The sequence below is a fragment of the Streptomyces sp. NPDC018263 genome (assembly GCF_055562575.1).
This window is the reverse complement of the sequence record NZ_JBVHFA010000003.1, coordinates 92129-112023: the sequence shown is the minus strand read 5'-3', so window position 1 is coordinate 112023 and position 19895 is coordinate 92129. Positions and strand designations below refer to the sequence as shown.

The following is a 19895-nucleotide window of genomic DNA, read 5'->3' as shown; positions in this document are numbered from 1 at the left end:
AGTAAAGGCTCGGCATATCTTTTCGAAGCAAATGGCACATATGTGCACTCGGCCGGGTGAAGCGGGCATTTGATCGGCTTGTCGTACTAATTCCTTCTCAATCTCATGCGACTTTGACGGCGCCGCCGGGAGGAATCCGGCGCATCACCAGAAAACGCCCTCATCGGCGTTCGCCTGAGAGTTCGCCCTAGAGAAGGAAGAAGGTGGGCGGAACATGGCCGCCACCCAGAGGATCGCCGTCTGTGCCATGGTCGCCGCTGCCGGTGCCGCGTCCCTCGCCGGTTGCGCCGCCGGCTCCGACGGGGCACGGGAAGGCACGTCCGGCCCGCAGAAGGGCGCCCCGGCTCCCCAGAGCGTCGTCCGGCTGATCGGCGACGGCTCCACCGCGTACACCGGTGCCCAGCCGCACCTGCCGAGGCCCGAGAAGCTGAAGCCCGGTCAGAAGCCGCCGCAGTTCGTGGTGTTCTCCTGGGACGGCGCGGGTGAGGACAGCCAGAAGCTGTTCTCGCACTTCCGCAAGGTCGCCAAGGACAACCACGCCAACATGACGTTCTTCCTCAGCGGTGTCTACATGCTGCCGGAGGAGAAGCGGGACCTCTACAAGCCGCCGCAGCACTCGCCGGGCCGCTCCGACATCGGCTTCAACGACGAGCAGGGCATCGCCGACACCGCCAAGCAGGCGCGCCTGGCCTGGCTGGAGGGCAACGAGATCGGCACCCACTTCAACGGCCACTTCTGCGGCCCCGACGGCGGGGTCGGCCAGTGGTCCGTGGCCGAGTGGAAGAGCGAGATCAGCCAGGCCAAGGAGTTCGTGAAGACCTGGAAGACCAACTCCGGTCTGAAGAAGTCCTCGCCGCTGCCCTTCGATTACGACAAGGAACTCATCGGCGCCCGCACGCCCTGCCTGGAGGGGCAGAAGAACTTCGTCAAGGCGGCGAGCCAGATGGGCTTCCGCTACGACTCCAGCGGCGTCAACAACCAGGTCTGGCCGAAGAAGAAGGAAGGTCTCTGGGATCTGTCCATGCAGCTCGTGCCCTTCCCCGGCCACACCTTCGAGCAGCTCACCATGGACTACAACTTCATGGTCAACCAGTCCGGCACCCGGACCCAGGGCGACCCCGACAAGTTCGCCCTGTGGGGCGACGAGATGCGCGACGGCCTCCTCAAGGGCTTCGACCGCGCCTACGACGGCAACCGCGCGCCCCTGATCATCGGCAACCACTTCGAGTCCTGGAACGGCGGCACCTACATGCGCGCCATCGAGGACGTCGTCAAGAGCGTGTGCAACAAGCCCGACGTCCGCTGCGTCTCGTTCCGCGAGCTGACCGACTGGCTGGACGCCCAGGACCCGCAGACCCTGGCCAAGCTGCGCACCCTGGAGGTGGGCGAGGCGCCCAAGCAGGGCTGGGCGTCCCTGCTCTCCGGCCGTCCGGCCCCGGCGCCGAAGGGCGTCCCCGGAGCGCCGGCCGCCAAGCAGTAGGCGTCAAGCGGCAGTAGAGGTCAGGCGGGAGCCGCCACGCTCTCGCCGAGCACGAAGCCGGGGTCGATCTGCGCCGCCAGGTCGGCCCCGGTGCGCTCGTTGCCCCACGACTGGGCGTTGCGCAGATGGAAGTGGACCATCTGCCGGGTGTACCGCTCCCAGTCCCGCAGCTTGTAGGTGGCGTCGGCGGCCGCCCGGAGCGTCTCCAGGGCGCGGACATTGCCGTCCTCCAGCAGGCCGAAGCGCGGCGGGCGCCCCTTCTCCATGGCGCGCACCCAGTCCGAGTGTCCGACCGTCACCAGCAGGTCGTCCCCGACCTCCTCGCGCAGGAAGTCGACGTCGTCCGGCCCCTGGACCTTGTTGCCGACGACCTTCAGGGTGACGCCGAAGTCACGGGCGTACTCCTTGTACTGGCGGTAGACGGAGACCCCCTTCCGGGTCGGCTCGGCGACGAGGAACGTCATGTCGAAGCGGGTGAACATGCCGGAGGCGAAGGAGTCCGAGCCGGCGGTCATGTCGACCACCACGTACTCGCCGGGGCCGTCGACGAGGTGGTTCAGGAACAGCTCCACCGCTCCGGTCTTGGAGTGGTAGCAGGCGACGCCCAGATCGGCGTCGGTGAAGGGGCCGGTGACCATCAGACGAACCGCGCCGCCGTCGAGTTCCACCGGACGCGCGCAGGCGTCGTAGATCGCGTCGGGCTCGCTGATCCGGACCAGCCGCGAGCCCGAGCCGGGCGGGGTGGTCTTGATCATCGTCTCGGCCGAGGCGATGCGCGGGTTGGTGCCGCGCAGATGGTCCTTGATCAGCGGCAGCCGGTCGCCCATCGCGGGCAGCGCCGCCGCCTGGTCCTCGTCGAGGCCGAGGGCGGGTCCGAGGTGCTGGTTGATGTCCGCGTCGATGGCGACCACCGGGGCTCCGGCGGCGGCGAGGTGGCGGACGAAGAGGGAGGAGAGCGTGGTCTTGCCGCTGCCGCCCTTCCCGACGAAAGCAATTTTCATGTTCACCAAGGGTAGTCAGCTCGTAGCTGTATGTACCAGGAAGAAGCTGAACGTCACTCCTTCGAGGGGTGTGAGAGCCGAACAAGGGGTGACGGTCGGCGAAACGCGCGGGCGCGTAGGGTCGACCTCATGAGTACGACAGGAGCGACCGCAGATCCCCTCGCGGCCCTGGGCTCGCTGCCCGGCGTGGCCGACTCCGTGGAGTCCGTGCGCAAGGCCGTGGACCGGGTGTACGGACACCGGATCATGCGCCGTCGCAGTAACGCCATCACCTCCGAGGCGGCCCTGCGCGGCGCCCGCGGCTCGGCGGCGCTCTCCGGCGCCGACTGGGCCCTGGAGGAGGTGCGGCGCCGCACCGACTTCAGCACCGGCGACGAGGCGCGCGTCATGGGCGCGGCCCTCCGGCTCACCGCCGAGGCCGGGCAACTGCTGTCCATCTGGCGGCAGTCCCCGCTGCGGGTGCTGGCCCGACTGCACATGGTGGCCGCCGCGAGCGACACCGACGAGGTCGGCCGGCCCCGCCAGGCGGGCGAACTCGCCGACGAGCCCCTCATCGAGCTGCCGCTGCCGGACGCCCCGGAGGTGTCCGGACGCCTGGACGGCCTCGCGGAACTGATCATCGCCGGGTCCTCCGCGTCCGCCCTGGTGACGGCCGCCGTGGTGCACGGCGAGATCCTCGCGCTGCGCCCCTTCACCTCCCACAACGGGCTGGTGGCGCGCACGGCCGAGCGGATCGTCCTGATCGGCAGCGGTCTGGACCCGAAGTCGGTGTGCCCGGCCGAGGTCGGCCACGCCGAACTGGGCCGCGCCTCCTACCTCGCCGCGCTCGACGGATACGTCTCCGGCACCCCCGACGGCATGGCGGCCTGGATCGCCCACTGCGGACGCGCGGTCGAGCTGGGCGCACGCGAGTCGACGGCGGTCTGCGAGGCCCTCCAGCGCGGAGCGGCCTGACCCCTCGAACAGGGCTGCGGCGGTACGAGGTGTCCTCGTACCGCCGCTGGCATGTTCACCGGGTTACCAAGCGTCCTCGATATGTTGCTCATCAGGTCGGGGTCTTTGCCCGGCCCTGGTGCAGCAGGCCCGTAATCGACGGTCCGACGTCGCGTGGGTGCCCAGTGTTCATGCGAGGTCCGTGGGGCCCAGATGCGTAGTGGTAGGGAATCCTCTCGGATGTCCTCAGGTCCCGCAGGCCGTGAATCCTTTGTACTGCAACCTCGTGACGAGCGAAACCCCTGCCCGCTTTTCTTTACCTTTGCCATCGAACCGGTGCGAATCGGGCGGGCTGGGGAGTCGTTCAGACGGTCGCGCCCCGGCGCTTGCTGGCGTACCAGACGAGTCCGGCGGTCGCGGCCGCCGCGCCCAGTGCCGCCGCCGCGACGACCGCCGGGCGGGGTGCGTGGAGTGAGGGCAGGCGCTGCTTGAGCCGCACCGGCTTCTGGAACTCCAGCACCGGCCAGCCGCGGGAGACGGCCTCCCGGCGCAGCGCGCGGTCGGGGTTGACGGCGTGCGGGTGGCCGACGGCCTGGAGCATCGGCAGGTCGGTGGCCGAGTCGCTGTAGGCGAAGCTGCGGTCGAGGTCGTACCCCTCGGAGGCGGCCAGCTCGCGGATCGCCTCGGCCTTGGTGGGGCCGTACGCGTAGTACTCCACCTCGCCGGTGAAGCAGCCGTCCTCGCCGACCACCAGGCGGGTGGCCACCACCCGGTCGGCGCCGAGCAGTTCGCCGATGGGCTCCACGACCTCCGCGCCCGACGTGGACACGATCACGACGTCCCGGCCCGCGGTGTGGTGCTCCTCGATCAGGGAGGCGGCCTCGTCGTAGATGATCGGGTCGATCAGGTCGTGCAGGGTCTCGGCCACGATCTCGCGGACCTGGCGCACGTTCCAGCCCCGGCAGAGCGCGGAGAGGTACTCCCGCATGCGCTCCATCTGGTCATGGTCCAAACCGCCGGCCAGGAAGACGAACTGGGCATATGCGGTGCGCAAGGCCGCTCTGCGGTTGATCAGTCCGCCTTGGTAGAAGGACTTGCTGAAGGTGAGCGTGCTGGACTTCGCAATGACCGTCTTGTCCAGGTCGAAGAAGGCCGCTGCGCGAGGCAAGGAGTGGTTTTCCACGTCCATGAGCATAGGCGCCCACCATTCGGCGTAAGGTGGGGCGTGTGGGTTTGCCTGAGAAGCCTCTCGGGTACACCATGGAAGTCACGGATCGTTCGCGACCGTGCTAACCCCGGTTCGACTCCTCCCCCCCCCCGAGTCGACCGTGGGGACGACCCCCGCTCTCCCCCCCGGCGGGGGTCGTCGCATGTCCGGATGCGTTTTCACCCCCTCTTGGGTCGGCCCTGAACCGGCATCGGGCGGCTGTGGCCGCCCTTTCGTCATGCCCATGCTTAATTACGTAGGGTAATCATCAGGGTGCGCTCGGAAACTCGTACACAGTGCGTGCCGACGTCACCGGTATGAGTGACGAAGTTATTCACAGGCGCTCCGCCGTCCACAGTTTTTGACCAAGATCCACACGATTTCGCGGTTCCCCCCATCGTGATTCCAGCGCTCCTGATCCGGGTCCGTTCATGGCCGGATCGCAATGCGGAGTGCCTTTGGCCGGTTTCTGTCGGCCGTTCATATGGAGACCTTTACCGGTTCTCCACATCTTCAGCAATCGCGCGGCGGAGAGAGCCGCGCGGAAGTCGCAGTGAAGGGGGAACACCATGACCGGACCCGTCGCGCACGATCCGCCGTCGGCCATGGCCGGACGACCGGGACGGCCGCTCATCGTCACCGAGGACGCGGCGCTCCTGGACGATCTGCTGCGCCTGTGCGCGGCGGCCGGCGCCACACCGGAGGTCCACCACGGCGTCCCGGACCACGGCGGGGGATGGGACGGCGCGCCACTCGTCCTGGTCGGGGACGACGCCGCCCGCCGGGTGCGCGGAGCCGGGCGGCGGCGCGGAGTGGTCCTGGTCGGCCGGGACCAGGACGACCCGGACGTGTGGAAACGCGCGGTCGGGATCGGCGCCGACCATGTGCTGATGCTGCCCGACGGCGAGCAGTGGCTCATCGACCGCATCGCCGACGTGGCCGAGGGCGTCGGCCGACCCGCCCTCACCGTCGGCGTCATCGGCGGCCGGGGCGGCGCCGGTGCCTCCACCCTGGCCTGCGCCCTCGCCGTCACCTCGGCCCACCAGGGCCTGCGCACCCTGTTGGTGGACGCCGACCCGCTCGGCGGCGGACTCGACGTGCTCCTCGGCGGCGAGACCGCCGAAGGGCTGCGCTGGCCCGCCTTCGCCGCCTCCCGCGGCAGAGTCGGCGGGGGCGCCCTGGAGGAATCGCTGCCCGAACTGCACGCGCTGCGCGTACTGAGCTGGGACCGGGGCGACTGCGTGTCCGTGCCGCCCCAGGCCGTCCGCGCGGTGCTGGCCGCCGCCCGGCGACGCGGGGGCACGGTGGTCGTCGACCTTCCGCGCCGCCTGGACGACGGGGTCGCGGAAGCCCTGGCCCAGCTCGACATGGCGGTGCTCGTCGTCCCGGCCGAGCTGCGCGCCCTGGCGGCCGCCGGCCGGGTCGCCTCCGCCCTGGGCACGGTCGTGCGGGACCTGCGGGTCGCGGTCCGGGGACCGTACGGGCCGGGACTGGACGAGGCCGAGGTGGCCCGGCTGCTCGGGCTGCCGTTGATCGGCACGGTCCCCGTCGAGCCCGCGCTGCTGCGGCCCCGGGGGACCGCCAGACCGCCCGGCGCGACCGGACGCGGCCCGCTGTCCCGGTTCTGCACCGCCTTCTGGGAGCAGGCCCTGCCCGAGTCGGGAGACCCCCGATGACACTTCCCGGACTCGACCTGGCCGATGGCGCCGCCCTCCTCGACGGCGTGCGGCGCACCCTCGCCGAGAGCGGCGCCGAACCCACCCCGGCGCGCGTGGCGCAGGCGCTGCGCCAACAGGGCCGGGTGCTGGGCGACGCCGAGGTCCTGGGCGCGGCCGAGCATCTGCGCTCCGAACTCGTCGGCTCCGGCCCGCTGGAGCCGCTGCTGGCCGACCCGAGCGTCACCGATGTGCTGGTCACCGCGCCGGACCGGGTGTGGGTCGACCGGGGCGGCGGCCTGGAACTGACCCCGGTCACCTTCCCGGACGCCCCGGCGGTCCGACGGCTCGCGCAACGGCTGGCCGCCGTCGCCGGACGCCGCCTGGACGACGCCCGGCCCTGGGCCGACGCCCGCCTTCCCGACGGGACCCGGCTGCACGCGGTACTGCCCCCGGTGGCGGTCGGCTGCACCTGCCTGTCCCTGCGCGTGGTCCGGCCTCGCGCCTTCACCCTCGGCGAGCTGGCCCGCGCGGGCACGCTGCCACCGGGCGGGGAGGGGCTGTTGCGGGCGTTGATGGGGGCCCGGCTGTCCTTCCTGGTCAGCGGCGGAACCGGCACCGGCAAGACGACGTTGCTGAGCGCGCTGCTCGGGCTGGTGGGTCCCGGTGAGCGGATCGTGCTGGCCGAGGACTCGGCCGAGCTGCGGCCCGACCATCCGCATGTCGTCCGGCTGGAGACCCGGCCCGCGAACCAGGAGGGCGCCGGGCTGGTCACGCTGGAGGACCTGGTCCGGCAGGCGCTGCGGATGCGGCCCGACCGGCTGGTCGTCGGGGAGGTGCGCGGCCCCGAGGTGGTGCATCTGCTGGCCGCGCTCAACACCGGTCACGAAGGCGGCTGCGGCACCGTGCACGCCAACGCGGCCGCCGACGTCCCGGCCCGCCTGGAGGCGCTGGGCACGGCGGCCGGCCTCGACCGGGCCGCACTGCACAGCCAGTTGGCGGCCGCGCTCTCGGTGGTGATCCACCTGGTGCGGGACCGTGCCGGGCGGCGCCGCATCGCGGAGATCCACGTCCTGGAGCGCGCCCCCTCGGGGCTGGTGCGCACGGTACCGGCGCTGCGGTGGGGCGAGCGGGCCTTCGTGCCGGAGCGGGGGTGGGAGCGGCTGGGGGGGCTGCTGTCCGACGGGGCTGGGAGCGAGGGGGGCGGCGATGGGTGATGTCGGTGTGGGAGAGACGGGGCTGGCCGGCGCCGGGGGTGCCGCCTGGCTGCTGAACACCCGGCACCAAGGGATGCGGCGGGCGCGGTTGTTGCTCGCGGGGCGATCGCCCTGGGAGCGGGGCGTCGGTGAAGTGCGGCGGTTGTACGGCCGGGGTGAGGGGGCTTGCGATGGCTGACGTCGGGTTGGGAGAGACGGGGCTGGCCGGTGCTGGCGGCGTGGCCTGGGTGCTGAGCTCGCGGCTGCTGTTCGCGGGTGGCGGGGTGGTGGACCCCGGGCCGTCGCCTTCGGGGCGGGGTCTCGGTGATCTGCGGCGGCCGCCGGACGGCCGGAGTGAGGGGGTCTGTGATGGCTGACGTCGGGTTGGGAGAGACGGTGCTGGGCGCGGTGCTGGCCTGCGTGGGGGGTGGGGCCTGGGTGGTGAACGCCCACCATCAGGGGGTGCGGCGGGCGCGGTTGCTGTTTGCGGGCGGTGGGGCGGTGGACCCCGGGCCGACGCCCTGGGAGCGGGGCCTCGGTGAACTGCGGCGGTTGCACGACCGCGTCGGCGCCGAGTGGTGGTCGCTCGTGGCCGGGGTGGTGCTGGCCCTGCTGGGGGCTTCGGTCATCCCGGTGCTGGCGGGGGCCGCTGGGGTGCCGGTGCTGCGCCGGGTGGGGAAGGCGCGGCGGGCCCGGCTCGTGCGGGAACACCGGGCGGACGCGGTGATCGCCCTGTGCGGGGTGCTTGCCGGGGAGGTCCGCGCCGGCCAGCAGCCCGGCGAGGCCCTGTTGCGGGCCGAGCGGGACTCCGGGGGCCTGGGTGAGGGGCAGGCGGCCGCGATCGCGGCGGCGCGGTTCGGGGGCGATGTGCCGGGCGCCCTCGCCGTGGCGGCCCGTCAGCCGGGCGCCGAGGGACTGCTGGGGCTGGCCGCCTGCTGGCGGGTGGCGGTGGTCCAGGGGGCGGGCCTGGCGGCCGGTCTCGACCGGCTGGACGGCGCCCTGCGCGCGGAACGGGACCAACGTGCCGACCTGAGAGCCCAGTTGTCCGGCGCCCGGGCCACGGCCCTGCTGCTGGCGGTGCTGCCCCTGTTCGGCCTGCTGCTGGGCGCGGCCATGGGTGCCGATCCACTCCGGGTGCTGCTGCACACAGGGGCCGGGCTGGGCTGTCTGGTGGCGGGAGCGGTGTTCGAGGGCGCCGGGGTGTGGTGGGCGGCGCGGATCGTGCGGGGAGCTGAGGCGGCATGAACGGGGATGTCGTCCACAGCCTGGGGGTGGCCATGGGGACGGTCGTCGCCCTCGGCTGGGCGTCTCACCGGCTGGACTCGGTGCGGCAACGGCGCCGGGCCAGGCGGAGGTTGGCGGGGCTGCTGGCGGTGGAGCCGCCCCAGGCCGGCCGCTCCCTCGCGGTCGCCGACGCGGCCCGGAAGTGGCTGCCGGTGGCCGGGGTGGGGTGCGGGGCGTGGGCGGTGGTCGGTGGGGTCTTCGGAGCGCTGTTGGGCCTCGGGGCCGGTGTGGCGCTGTGGCGGTGGCAGGAGCGCCGGGCGGCGGCACAGCCTGCGGCAGAGCCGGACACGGCCGCCGCGGCTCGCCAACTCCCGCTCGCGGCTGAGCTGCTGGCCGCGTGCATCGAGGCCGGGGCGGGACCGGTGGTCGCCGCCCAGGCAGTGGGAGAGGCGCTCGGTGGCCCGGTCGGCGACGCGCTGGCGCGGGGTGCGGCGGAGGCCCGCCTCGGTGGTGAACCGGCGGACGCCTGGGCCCGGTTGGCTGCCCTGCCCGGCGCAGGAGTTCTGTCCCGTCTGCTGGAGCGGGCCGACCGGTCCGGGCTCCCGGCGGCCGAACCCGTGGCCCGGCTCGCCTCGGACGCCCGGGCGGAGTCGATACGGGCGGCCACGGTCCGGGCCCGCAGGGCGGCCGTACTGATCTCGGCGCCGGTCGGGCTGTGTTTCCTCCCTGCCTTCATCGCGGTCGGCGTCCTGCCCGTGGTGATCGGCCTCGCGGGCGGCGCGATGGGAGGAGGTGGGCCCTGACCGACCGGACCGACGTGCACGACAACGACAACGACAACGACAGCGACAACGACAACCAAGCTTCAGCGAAAGGAACGTGAGATGCGTGAGAAGGCCGGCAGGGCATGGGCGCTGCTACGGGAACGGTGCCGCAAGGACGCCGGAATGGTGACCTCCGAGTACGCCATGGGGATCATCGCGGCGGTCGGCTTCGCCTTGCTGCTCTACGAGGTCGTCACCAGCGGCCAGGTCAAGGCGGAACTCCAGGGCATCGTGAAACGAGCGCTCAGTGCGCGCATGTGAACCATGTGAACGGGGTGCGGACCGGGGGTTCGTGACCGCGGAGGCGGCCGTGGTGCTGTCGGTGCTGGTGGCGTTCACCATGGCGCTGGTCTGGGGGCTGCTCGCCGTGGCCGCCCAGATCCAGTGCGTGGACGCCGCCCGCACCGGGGCACGGGCCGCCGCCCGCCAGGACCCGCCCGACGCGGTGGTCCGGCTGGCCGAAGAGGCGGCGCCGAGCGGGGCGACGGTCGGCGTCGTCCGCGAGGGCGAGCAGGTCCGCGTGACGGTGGTGGCGAAGCCGCCGGTGCTGACGGGGCTGCCGTTCGAGGTACGGGAGGAGGCCGTGGCCGCCGCCGAGGAGGCGGTGGGGGCCGGAGAGGAGGGGCCATGAGATGCCGGGACGGTGACCGGGGTTCCGCCACCGTCTGGAGCCTCGGGGTGATCGCCCTGCTGTGCGTGGTGTTCGGCGCCGTGCTCGGGCTGGGGCACGCGGTCGTCGTACGGCACCGGGCGGCGGGCGCGGCCGATCTGGCGGCGCTCGCCGCGGCGGACCACTGGGCCGAGGGCGCGGAGGCGGCGTGCGCGGCGGGTCGCCGGGTGGCGTCGGCGCAGGGCGCGCGGCTGGTGCGGTGCGCGATCACCGGCGAGACCTCGGACGTGAGCGCGGGGTCGGGACACGGGCCGTTCGCGGCGGAGGTACGGGCCAGGGCGGGGCCTCCTGAACCGCCGGACGCGAGGGCCCCTGCCCCCATATCGCAGGCACCCGCGACCCCGCCACCCGCGACCCCGCCACCCGCTACCCCGCCACCCGCGACCCCGCCACCCGCTACCCGCTACCCCGCCACCCGCTACCCCGCCACCCGCGACCCCGGCACCCGCGTCGCAGGCCCCCGGCCCCTAGGTCGGCTCGCCCTCCCCGAACGCCCCGGCCTCGTCGGCCTCCGCCTCCTCCGGCGCCCCCGCCCCGCTACCGTCGGCCTCCGCCTCCTCCGGCGCCCCCGCTCCGCTACCGTCGGCCTCCGCCGGTGCCCCCCGCAGCAGCGTCGTGAGCAGCCGCACCGCCCCCCGCTTGTGCAGCGGCTCGTTGCCGTTGCCGCACTTGGGGGACTGGATGCAGGACGGGCAGCCGGCCTCGCACTCGCAGGAGGCGATGGCCTCGCGGGTGGCCGTCAGCCAGGCGCGGGCGGTGTGGAAGGCGCGCTCGGCGAAGCCCGCCCCGCCGGGGTGGCCGTCGTAGACGAAGACCGTGGGGAGCAGCGTGTCGGGGTGCAGCGGGACCGAGACTCCGCCGATGTCCCAACGGTCACAGGTGGCGAAGAGGGGCAGCATGCCGATCGAGGCGTGCTCGGCGGCGTGCAGGGCGCCGCCGAGGATCTCCGGGTTGATCCGGGCCTCGTCGAGCTGGTCCTCGGTGACCGTCCACCACACCGCGCGGGTGCGGAGCGTACGCGGAGGGAGATCGAGTTTCGTCTCGCCCATCACCTCACCGGTGATCAGGCGTCTGCGCAGGAAGGAGACCACTTGGTTGGTGACCTCGACCGAGCCGAGACAGAGGCGGCCGGAGCCCCACGGGATCTCCGTCTCCGTCTCCAGGACGGCGATGGACGTGGTGTCGCGGGCGGCGGTGGAATACGGCGGGTCGGCCTGCTCGACCAGGGCGACGGAGTCCTTCAGGTCGAGCGAGCGCACCAGGTAGGAGCGGCCCTGGTGGAGATGGACCGCGCCCTCGTGGACGGCGGAGTGCGCGGCCTCCGCGTCGACCGTGCCGAGCAGGCGCCCGGTGCCCTCCTCCACGATCTGCACCGGAGGCCCGCCGGTGCCCCGGATGTCGGTCAGGTCGGCGGCACGCTCCCGGCGTGTCCAGTGCCAGGCCCGGGTGCGGCGGCGCAGCAGTTTGGCGGCCTCCAGTTGGCCCAGCACATCGGCGCTGACCGGACCGAAGAGTTCCAGGTCGGCCTCGGTCAGCGGGATCTCCGCGGCGGCCGCGCACAGGTGCGGGGCGAGGACGTAGGGGTTGTCCGGGTCCAGGACCGTGGACTCCACCGGGCGGTCGAACAGGGCCTCCGGGTGGTGGACGAGGTAGGTGTCCAGGGGGTCGTCGCGGGCCACCAGGACCGCCAGCGCGCCCTGCCCGGAGCGCCCGGCGCGGCCCGCCTGCTGCCACAGGGAGGCGCGGGTGCCCGGATAGCCGGCGATCACCACCGCGTCCAGACCGGAGATGTCCACGCCCAGCTCCAGGGCGGTGGTGGCGGCCAGCCCGAGCAGGTCGCCGGAGTGCAGGGCGCGTTCCAGGGCGCGGCGTTCCTCGGGCAGGTAACCGCCCCGATACGCGGCGACACGCCGGACCAGGGAGCGGTCGACCTCGGCGAGCCGCTCCTGCGCGATGACCGAGATCAGCTCGGCGCCGCGCCGGGAGCGGACGAAGGCGACCGAGCGCACGCCCTGCACGGTGAGGTCGGTCAGCAGGTCGGCGGTCTCGGCCGTGGCGGTGCGGCGCACCGGGGCGCCCTTCTCGCCGTGCAGCTCGGTGAGCGGGGGCTCCCAGAGGGCGAAGACGAGTTCGCCGCGCGGGGAGGCGTCGTCGGCGACCTCGACCACCGGCAGTCCGGTCAGCCGGCGGGCGGCCACCGAGGGCTCCGCGGCCGTGGCGGAGGCCAGCAGGAAGACGGGCGACGCGCCGTAGCGGGCGCACAGTCTGCGCAGCCGGCGCAGCACCTGGGCGACATGCGAGCCGAAGACGCCCCGGTAGGTGTGGCACTCGTCGATGACGACGTACTTGAGCGACTTCAGGAAGGAGGACCAGCGGGGGTGGGAGGGCAGGACGCCCCGGTGCAGCATGTCCGGGTTGGTCAGGACGTAGTTGGCGTACTGCCGGACCCACTCGCGTTCCTCGAACGGGGTGTCGCCGTCGTAGACCGCGGGGCGCACCGCGTTGCCCAGGGGCGCGGCGAGTTCCCGTACCGCCCGGCACTGGTCGGCGGCCAGGGCCTTGGTCGGGGAGAGGTACAGGGCGGTGGCGCCCCGGCCGTTCGGGGCCTCGGAGCCGTCCAGGAGGGCGGACAGCACCGGCATCAGATAGGCCAGGGACTTGCCGGAGGCGGTGCCGGTGGCGACCACGACGGAGTCGCCGTCCAGGGCGTGCTCGGCGGCGATCGCCTGGTGGGCCCAGGGGTGCTCGATCCCGCGCTCCCGGACCGCCGCGATCACCTCGGCCCGAATCCGGTCCGGCCAGACGGCATGACGGCCCGCACGCGGGGGCAAGTGCTCCGTATGAGTGATGCGCGCGGACCTGCTCGGACCGGAGGCGAGCCGGTGCAGAACCGTCTCCGGAGACGGGCGGGACGCCGGGTCCGGCTGGGGGTGATCGGGTCGGTGATTCTTGGCCATCGGCACCGAGTGTGTCACCGGCTTGACGGACAATGGAGCCAAGGCGTCGTGCACACCTGCCGGTAAGTGATTGAATGCCATGGCGGCTGGCGAAGTGTTCCAAGGGCCGTAAGCCGGGATGTCCCGAGGGGCGACCGCTCGATAGCAAGGTGCTGGAGGATTCGTGGACCTGTCCCTGTCGACCCGTACCGTCGGCGATCGTACGGTCGTCGAGGTCGGTGGCGAAATCGATGTGTACACCGCGCCCAAGCTGCGCGAGCAGTTGGTCGAGCTGGTGAACGACGGCAATTTCCACCTCGTCGTCGACATGGAGGGCGTGGACTTCCTCGACTCCACCGGGCTCGGCGTGCTGGTCGGTGGCCTGAAGCGGGTGCGCGCCCATGAGGGCTCGCTCCGTCTGGTCTGCAACCAGGAGCGCATTCTGAAGATTTTCCGTATCACCGGCCTCACCAAGGTGTTCCCGATCCACACCTCGGTCGAGGAAGCGGTGGCTGCCACCGACTGACCAGAGTCGTACCGCCGGGTCCGGGCCGTTCTGACGGTCCGGGCGCCGGTCGACTCCGCCTCGGTCCCGCAGCGGTCCGGGGCGCGGAAGTTTCATCGTGGGGGTGCGGGCTTCAGGCAGCCCCGGCCCCGCACCGCACGCCCGTAGTACGCGAGGGGGATGCATGGCCACCGTCGAACTCCGCTTCAGCGCGCTGCCCGAGCACGTCCGGACCGCCCGTCTGGTGGCGGCCGCGGTGGCGCGCAGGGCCGGAGTGGACGAGGCCGTACTCGACGAGGTCCGCCTCGCGGTCGGTGAAGCGTGCTCCCGCGCGGTCGGACTCCACCAGAGCGTGGGCATCACCGCGCCGGTCAAGGTCGCGCTGATCGAGGAGGAGAAGCTCTTCTCCATCGAGGTCGGCGACGAAGCTCCGCACACCGTGCCCGCCGAGCGGGTGGCGGGCGGCGCGGCCGCCGACGCCGACGTGGAGGCCGAGGAGGACGAGATGGGCCTCGCGGTCATCAGCGGCCTCGTGGACGACGTCCAGGTCACCACCGGCGAGAACGGCGGACTGATCCGCATGTCCTGGCCGACCGTCCCGCCGCCGTCCGTGCTGATCTAGAAGGACTGATCCAGAAGACCACGCGCCGAACGACTTCCGAGGGGCCCTGCACCGCAGGGCCCCTCGAGTCGTTCCGGCCACTTTCGGCCGAACCGTCGGCCGCCCCGAATACGTGAAGGAATTCACGACCGGAGACTTCCGCAGATCGCGCCGGGGAAGGCGCGATTTTAAATGCCTCAGGGGTATTACTCCGTCCGGGTTCCGTGCTCTGGTCCTCCACTCGCTCGTTTGCTAAAGGGTTGGGGGCGGGCAATTCTGTTTACCGTGCCGGTCGGGATCACCATCGGGCAGCTACAAGTCCGTCCACAGCTTGAGCTCGGTCCAAGCGTCAAGGAGGACGAATGGCGGGGCTTCTCATCCCTGGTCAGGCGGGTCACTCCGCATCCAACTCCGCGTCCCTCGCGGCCGTCGTCCTGACCGACGGCAACCGCGCCCTGGTCGCCGTGATCGCGGCGGTCGCCCTTGCGGCGCTGGTCGTTGCGGGCGTCCTGGTGCGCCAGGTGCTGTCGGCGGGCGAGGGCACCGCACGTATGCGGGAGATCGCGGAGGCGGTCCAGGAAGGCGCGAAGGCGTATCTGGCCCGGCAGTTGCGCACCCTCGGCATTTTCGCCGTCGTGGTGTTCTTCCTGCTTCTGCTGCTTCCCGCGGACGACTGGAATCAGCGGGCCGGACGATCGGTGTTCTTCCTGATCGGCGCGGCATTCTCGGCGGCCACCGGCTATATCGGCATGTGGCTCGCCGTACGCAGCAATGTGCGCGTCGCCGCGGCGGCCCGGGAGGCGACTCCGGGGGAGGGTGAGGCGGAAAAGGATCTCACCGTCGTCTCGCACAAAGCGATGAAGATCGCATTTCGCACCGGCGGCGTGGTCGGCATGTTCACCGTGGGCCTCGGCCTCTTCGGCGCCTCCTGCGTGGTGCTGGTCTACGCGGCCGACGCGCCCAAGGTGCTGGAGGGATTCGGCCTGGGCGCCGCCCTGATCGCCATGTTCATGCGAGTCGGCGGCGGCATCTTCACCAAGGCCGCCGATGTCGGCGCGGATCTGGTCGGCAAGGTCGAGCAGGGCATCCCGGAGGACGACCCGCGCAACGCCGCGACCATCGCGGACAACGTGGGCGACAACGTCGGGGACTGCGCGGGCATGGCGGCCGACCTCTTCGAGTCGTACGCCGTCACCCTGGTGGCCGCGCTGATCCTCGGCAAGACCGCCTTCGGCGACGCCGGGCTCGCCTTCCCGCTCCTGGTCCCGGCCATCGGGGTCGTCACCGCGATGATCGGGATCTTCGCCGTCGCCCCGCGCCGGGCCGACCGCAGCGGGATGAGCGCCATCAACCGGGGCTTCTTCGTCTCGGCCGTGATCTCCCTGGCACTGGTCGCGATCGCCGTCTACGTCTATCTGCCCGCCCGCTACTCCGAGCTGGCCGGGGTGACCGACGCGGCGGTCAGCGGCAAGGACGGCGACCCCCGGGTGCTGGCGCTGGTCGCCGTGGCCATCGGCATCCTGCTCGCCGCCGTCATCCAGCAGCTCACCGGCTACTTCACCGAGACCACCCGCCGCCCGGTCCGCGACGTCGGCCGCACCTCGCTCACCGGCCCGGCGACCGTCGTCCTCTCCGGCATCTCGCTGGGCCTGGAGTCCGCCGTCTACACCGCGCTGCTGATCGGCCTCAGCGTGTACGGGGCGTTCCTGCTCGGCGGCACCTCGATCATGCTGGCGCTGTTCGCGGTGGCGCTCGCCGGGACCGGGCTGCTGACCACGGTCGGGGTGATCGTGGCCATGGACACCTTCGGCCCGGTCTCCGACAACGCGCAGGGCATCGCCGAGATGTCCTCGGACGTGGAGGGCGCCGGCGCGCAGGTGCTCACCGACCTGGACGCGGTCGGCAACACGACCAAGGCCATCACCAAGGGCATCGCCATCGCCACCGCCGTCCTCGCGGCCGCGGCCCTCTTCGGCTCGTACCGGGACGCGATCACCACCGGCGTCGCGGACGTGGGGGAGCGCCTCAGCGGGCCGGGCTCGCCGCTGACCCTGTCGATGGACATCTCCCAGCCCAACAACCTGGTCGGCCTGATCGCGGGCGCGGCCGTCGTCTTCCTCTTCTCCGGACTCGCCATCAACGCCGTGTCGCGGTCGGCCGGTTCCGTGGTCTTCGAGGTGCGGCGGCAGTTCCGCGAGCGGCCGGGGATCATGGACTACACGGAGAAGCCCGAGTACGGCCGGGTGGTCGACATCTGCACCCGTGACGCCCTGCGCGAGCTGGCCACGCCCGGACTGCTCGCCGTGATGGCGCCGATCTTCATCGGGTTCACCCTCGGCGTCGGCGCCCTCGGAGCCTTCCTGGCCGGCGCGATCGGCGCGGGCACGCTGATGGCGGTGTTCCTCGCCAACTCCGGCGGTGCCTGGGACAACGCCAAGAAGCTGGTGGAGGACGGCCACCACGGCGGCAAGGGCAGCGACGCCCACGCGGCCACGGTGATCGGCGACACGGTCGGCGACCCCTTCAAGGACACCGCGGGCCCGGCGATCAACCCGCTGCTGAAGGTGATGAACCTGGTCGCCCTGCTCATCGCTCCCGCCGTGATCAAGTTCTCCTACGGAGGCAGCAGCAGCATGCTTGTCCGCGTCCTGGTCGCGGTGTTCGCGCTGCTGGTGATCGTCGTCGCGGTGTACGTGTCCAAGCGGCGCGGGATCGCGGTCGGGGACGAGGACGAGGACGCCGGAGAGGTCCCCAACTCCACGCCCCCGGCGGTGGTTCCGTAGGCAGGGGTCAACGGGCGGGCGGACGGCGCGGGCTGACGCGTCGCCGCCCGTCCGTGTGCTGTGGGGAGGGCTGTCGGCCGTGAGCCTTCTCTCGCATGGTGCGAAGCACCGCAAAAGTCCGCTTATAGGACATCGGTCGTGTGGATGGTCTCGTTCCGCCGTGTAGATTCCGGTGGCCGATAGCCATGGAAGGGACCGATCCGGTGAACAAGAAGCTCGCGGCCGCCCTGTCCGGCGGCGCGGTACTGATAACGGCGCTGACGGGATGCGGCAGCGACGGCGGCGGCCCCGACCCCAAGCTGGGTGTCTGGGCGAAGAAGGTGTGCGACGCGGTGCCCGCGCAGTACACCAAGATCAAGGCGGCCAACGCCGGGATCGCCAAGATCGCCAGCGACAGCGACCTCCCGCCGAAGACGGCCAAGGAGACGTACGCGCAGGCGTTCCAGGACATGTCCGACGGCTACAAGGCCATCGCCACCGCCATCGACGGCGCCGGCGCTCCCCCCGGGGTCGACGGCGGGGCCAAGCGGCAGCAGGACGCGGTGAGGAACCTCAACAGCCTGGCCACCTCCTACGGCGAGCTGAAGAAGAAGGTCGACGGCCTGGACACCAAGGACCAGGGCAAGTTCGCCAAGGGCCTGCACGAGGTCGCCGACCAGACCAAGGAGATCGGCCGCCAGAGCAGCAGCGGTACCGAGGCGCTGAAGCGTCTGGAGCAGGGCGACGTCAAGGAGGCCATCGCCGAGCAGCAGAGCTGCAAGGTCTCCGCCTCGGCACCGCCCGCCGCCAAGAGCTGACCGCGCCCGGGCGGACGGCCGTCGCGGCGGCCCCGGCGCGGCACGTCGGGCCACAATGGGACCGTGACTGACTCCGGCTCCGCCCCCCTGCCCGCCACCGACCGGCCCGAGGCTGCCGCCCGCCTGCGCGACGCCCTGCTGTCCGCCTCCTTCACCGCGGACGGCCTCCTCGACCTGCTCGGCGCCCCCGCCTACGCGGCGCTCGCCCGCAGCGAGACCGTGCCCGCCCTGCGCGCGACCCGCGGCGACACGCCGCTTGAGGCCCTGGTGCGGCTGTTCCTGCTCCAGCAGCCGGTGCCCCGCGCCCGCCTGACGGACGTCCTGCCGGTCGAGGACGCGGTGGAGGCCGGCTGGCTCGCGCCGGTGGGCGGCGACGAACTGGCCGCCACCGTCGACGTCCGCCCCTACGGCGGGCCCGACGGCGAGGACTGGTTCATCGTGTCCGACCTCGGCTGCGCGGTCGGCGGGGCGGGCGGCATCGGCAGCCGGGACGAGGACGTGGTCCTCGGCGTGGGCGGCGCCTCCACCACACTGGCCGGCATCACCGTGCGCACCCCCGTCGCCGCCGCGCTCGACCTCGGCACCGGCTCCGGCATCCAGGCGCTGCACGCCTCCCGGCACGCGACCCGGGTCACCGCCACCGACCTCAACCCGCGCGCCCTGCACATCACCGCGCTCACCCTCGCCCTCTCCGGCGCGCCCGCCGCCACCCTGCGCGAGGGCTCGCTGTTCGAACCGGTCCCGGACGACGAGACGTTCGACCTGATCGTGTCCAACCCGCCCTTCGTCATCTCGCCCGGCGCCCGGCTCACCTACCGCGACGGCGGGATGAGCGGGGACGATCTGTGCCGCTCGCTCGTTCAGCAGGCGGGGGACAGGCTGAACGAGGGCGGGTTCGCGCAGTTCCTCGCCAACTGGCAGCACGTGGAGGGGGAGGACTGGCAGGACCGGGTGCGCTCCTGGGTGCCGCGCGGGTGCGACGCGTGGATCGTGCAGCGCGAGGTCCAGGACATCACGCAGTACGCCGAGCTGTGGCTCAGGGACGCCGGGGACCACCGCGAGGACGTGGCGGAGTACCAGTCGCGGTACGACGCGTGGCTGGACGAGTTCGAGGCGCGCAAGGTGAGGGCGGTCGGCTTCGGCTGGATCACCCTGCGCCGCACCGGCTCGGCCGAGCCCTCCGTCACCGTGGAGGAGTGGCCGCACCCGGTCGAGCAGCCGCTCGGCGACACCATCCGGGACCACTTCGAGCGCGTCGACCACCTGCGCGCGCACGACGACGCGGCCCTGCTGGAGGGCCACTTCAAGCTCGCCGCCGAGGTCGTGCAGGAGCAGGTCGGCCTGCCCGGCGCCGAGGACCCCGAGCATGTGGTGCTCCGTCAGCACCGGGGCATGCGCCGGGCGACGAAGGTGGACACCATCGGCGCGGGTTTCGCGGGCGTGTGCGACGGCTCGCTGAGCGCGGGCGTCATCCTGGACGCCATCGCCCAGCTCGTCGGCGAGGACCCCGTGGTGCTGCGCGACCGCACGCCCGCGCAGATCCGGCTGCTGGTGGAGCAGGGCTTCCTGGAGCCGCTGGACTGAGCTGCACCGGGTCGGACCCGTCGGCTGATCCGACTGTCGTACCCGGCGTACCCGGGCCGGTGGACGGGCGGGCGGATCATCGTCGTATGCCGGGGGCACCGGCCGTGTGGGTAAAACGGCCGGAAAACGTTCTGCGCCGGCCGTCCGCCCGCGTGCGCCGCCCCGTCCGTTCACTCCGCCGTCGCCCCGCCGTTCACCGGGCGTGGCAGCCTCCCCGCGCTGGAGAGTTGCGGACCGCGCCGGGCGCGCGGGAGGGGCGGACGGATCATGGAGAGCGTGCCGGCGGTGTTCGCGGGAGCGGTGTTCGCCCTGTTCGGAGGGGCTCTGATGGTGTGGACCGGGGTGCGGGTGCGCCGCGCCGAACCGGTCGCCGTCGGTGTGAGCCGGGTCGCGTCGGCGGTGCTCGCGGCGGCCGCCGCGCTCGTCTCGCTGGGACTGGCCGCGTACTGCCTCACGCGCCCCTGACCCCGCCGGCCGGGCGGGTGCGGCAGCGGCCGGA

At 72.5% G+C, this 19895-nt stretch carries 17 protein-coding genes and 1 pseudogene; 15 read left to right on the top strand and 3 right to left on the bottom strand.

Going from position 1 to position 19895, the window contains the following annotated elements; translation table 11 throughout:
• The first annotated feature begins 214 nt into the window (after nt 1–214).
• Complete coding sequence (locus ACZ3HQ_RS09610) at nt 215–1480, top strand: polysaccharide deacetylase family protein (RefSeq protein WP_467509153.1); 1266 nt, start codon at nt 215–217, stop codon at nt 1478–1480.
• Nucleotides 1481–1500: 20 nt separating this feature from the next.
• Here the strand turns inward: ACZ3HQ_RS09610 and ACZ3HQ_RS09605 are convergent, their stop codons facing one another.
• Entirely contained in the window at nt 1501–2481 is a 981-nt protein-coding gene (locus ACZ3HQ_RS09605) for an ATP-binding protein (protein ID WP_467509152.1), read from the bottom strand.
• A gap of 129 nt (nt 2482–2610) precedes the next feature.
• On the opposite strand from ACZ3HQ_RS09605, the gene ACZ3HQ_RS09600 reads away from it, so the two are divergent.
• Nucleotides 2611–3435 (top strand): Fic family protein, encoded by an 825-nt coding sequence (locus ACZ3HQ_RS09600; protein ID WP_467509151.1) that lies wholly within the window; start codon nt 2611–2613, stop codon nt 3433–3435.
• Nucleotides 3436–3778: 343 nt separating this feature from the next.
• Here ACZ3HQ_RS09600 and ACZ3HQ_RS09595 read toward each other — a convergent pair whose 3' ends face one another.
• Nucleotides 3779–4609, bottom strand: coding sequence for an HAD family hydrolase (locus ACZ3HQ_RS09595; RefSeq protein WP_467509150.1), 831 nt, complete (start codon nt 4607–4609; stop codon nt 3779–3781).
• Between the two features lie 581 nt (nt 4610–5190).
• Between ACZ3HQ_RS09595 and ssd the strand changes: the two genes are divergently transcribed.
• From ssd to ACZ3HQ_RS09560, 7 genes and pseudogenes are all read left to right on the top strand, one after another.
• Nucleotides 5191–6297 (top strand): septum site-determining protein Ssd, encoded by a 1107-nt coding sequence (ssd, locus tag ACZ3HQ_RS09590; RefSeq protein ID WP_467509149.1) that lies wholly within the window; start codon nt 5191–5193, stop codon nt 6295–6297.
• Nucleotides 6294–7493, top strand: coding sequence for a TadA family conjugal transfer-associated ATPase (locus ACZ3HQ_RS09585; RefSeq protein ID WP_467509148.1), 1200 nt, complete (start codon nt 6294–6296; stop codon nt 7491–7493). Before ssd ends, ACZ3HQ_RS09585 begins: the two co-directional genes overlap by 4 nt.
• Before the next feature lie 348 nt (nt 7494–7841).
• Nucleotides 7842–8717 carry a type II secretion system F family protein gene (locus ACZ3HQ_RS09580; RefSeq protein ID WP_467509147.1) on the top strand — a complete coding sequence of 292 codons (876 nt, stop codon included), beginning with the start codon at nt 7842–7844 and terminating at the stop codon, nt 8715–8717.
• Nucleotides 8714–9499: a type II secretion system F family protein gene (locus ACZ3HQ_RS09575; RefSeq protein WP_467509146.1), complete on the top strand. Its 786-nt coding sequence runs from the start codon at nt 8714–8716 to the stop codon at nt 9497–9499. Before ACZ3HQ_RS09580 ends, ACZ3HQ_RS09575 begins: the two co-directional genes overlap by 4 nt.
• Before the next feature lie 81 nt (nt 9500–9580).
• Entirely contained in the window at nt 9581–9781 is a 201-nt protein-coding gene (locus ACZ3HQ_RS09570; RefSeq protein ID WP_086690392.1) for a DUF4244 domain-containing protein, read from the top strand.
• 31 nt (nt 9782–9812) lie between these two features.
• Nucleotides 9813–10151 (top strand): TadE family type IV pilus minor pilin, encoded by a 339-nt coding sequence (locus ACZ3HQ_RS09565; protein WP_467509145.1) that lies wholly within the window; start codon nt 9813–9815, stop codon nt 10149–10151.
• Nucleotides 10148–10465 (top strand): annotated as a pseudogene (locus tag ACZ3HQ_RS09560) (Rv3654c family TadE-like protein); the annotation flags it as partial. The gene ACZ3HQ_RS09565 and the pseudogene ACZ3HQ_RS09560, both read left to right, overlap by 4 nt.
• Nucleotides 10466–10657: 192 nt before the next feature.
• Here ACZ3HQ_RS09560 and ACZ3HQ_RS09555 read toward each other — a convergent pair.
• The gene (locus ACZ3HQ_RS09555) at nt 10658–13228 is read right to left on the bottom strand and encodes a DEAD/DEAH box helicase (protein ID WP_467509144.1); all 2571 of its coding nucleotides are present in this window, start codon (nt 13226–13228) and stop codon (nt 10658–10660) included.
• A gap of 82 nt (nt 13229–13310) precedes the next feature.
• Here ACZ3HQ_RS09555 and bldG point away from each other — a divergent pair, with 82 nt between their 5' ends.
• From bldG to ACZ3HQ_RS09525, 6 genes are all read left to right on the top strand, one after another.
• Nucleotides 13311–13652, top strand: coding sequence for an anti-sigma factor antagonist BldG (gene bldG / locus ACZ3HQ_RS09550; protein WP_010986038.1), 342 nt, complete (start codon nt 13311–13313; stop codon nt 13650–13652).
• Between the two features lie 163 nt (nt 13653–13815).
• Nucleotides 13816–14253 carry an ATP-binding protein gene (locus ACZ3HQ_RS09545; protein WP_467509143.1) on the top strand — a complete coding sequence of 146 codons (438 nt, stop codon included), beginning with the start codon at nt 13816–13818 and terminating at the stop codon, nt 14251–14253.
• 341 nt (nt 14254–14594) lie between these two features.
• Nucleotides 14595–17015, top strand: coding sequence for a sodium-translocating pyrophosphatase (locus ACZ3HQ_RS09540; RefSeq protein ID WP_467509142.1), 2421 nt, complete (start codon nt 14595–14597; stop codon nt 17013–17015).
• Between the two features lie 185 nt (nt 17016–17200).
• Entirely contained in the window at nt 17201–17812 is a 612-nt protein-coding gene (locus ACZ3HQ_RS09535) for a small secreted protein (protein WP_467509141.1), read from the top strand.
• Between the two features lie 63 nt (nt 17813–17875).
• On the top strand, nt 17876–19396 hold the full coding sequence (locus ACZ3HQ_RS09530; RefSeq protein WP_467509140.1) for a DUF7059 domain-containing protein: 1521 nt from the start codon (nt 17876–17878) through the stop codon (nt 19394–19396).
• Nucleotides 19397–19663: 267 nt separating this feature from the next.
• Nucleotides 19664–19861, top strand: a complete 198-nt coding sequence (locus ACZ3HQ_RS09525) for a hypothetical protein (protein ID WP_467509139.1) — start codon at nt 19664–19666, stop codon at nt 19859–19861.
• Nucleotides 19862–19895: the final 34 nt, after the last annotated feature.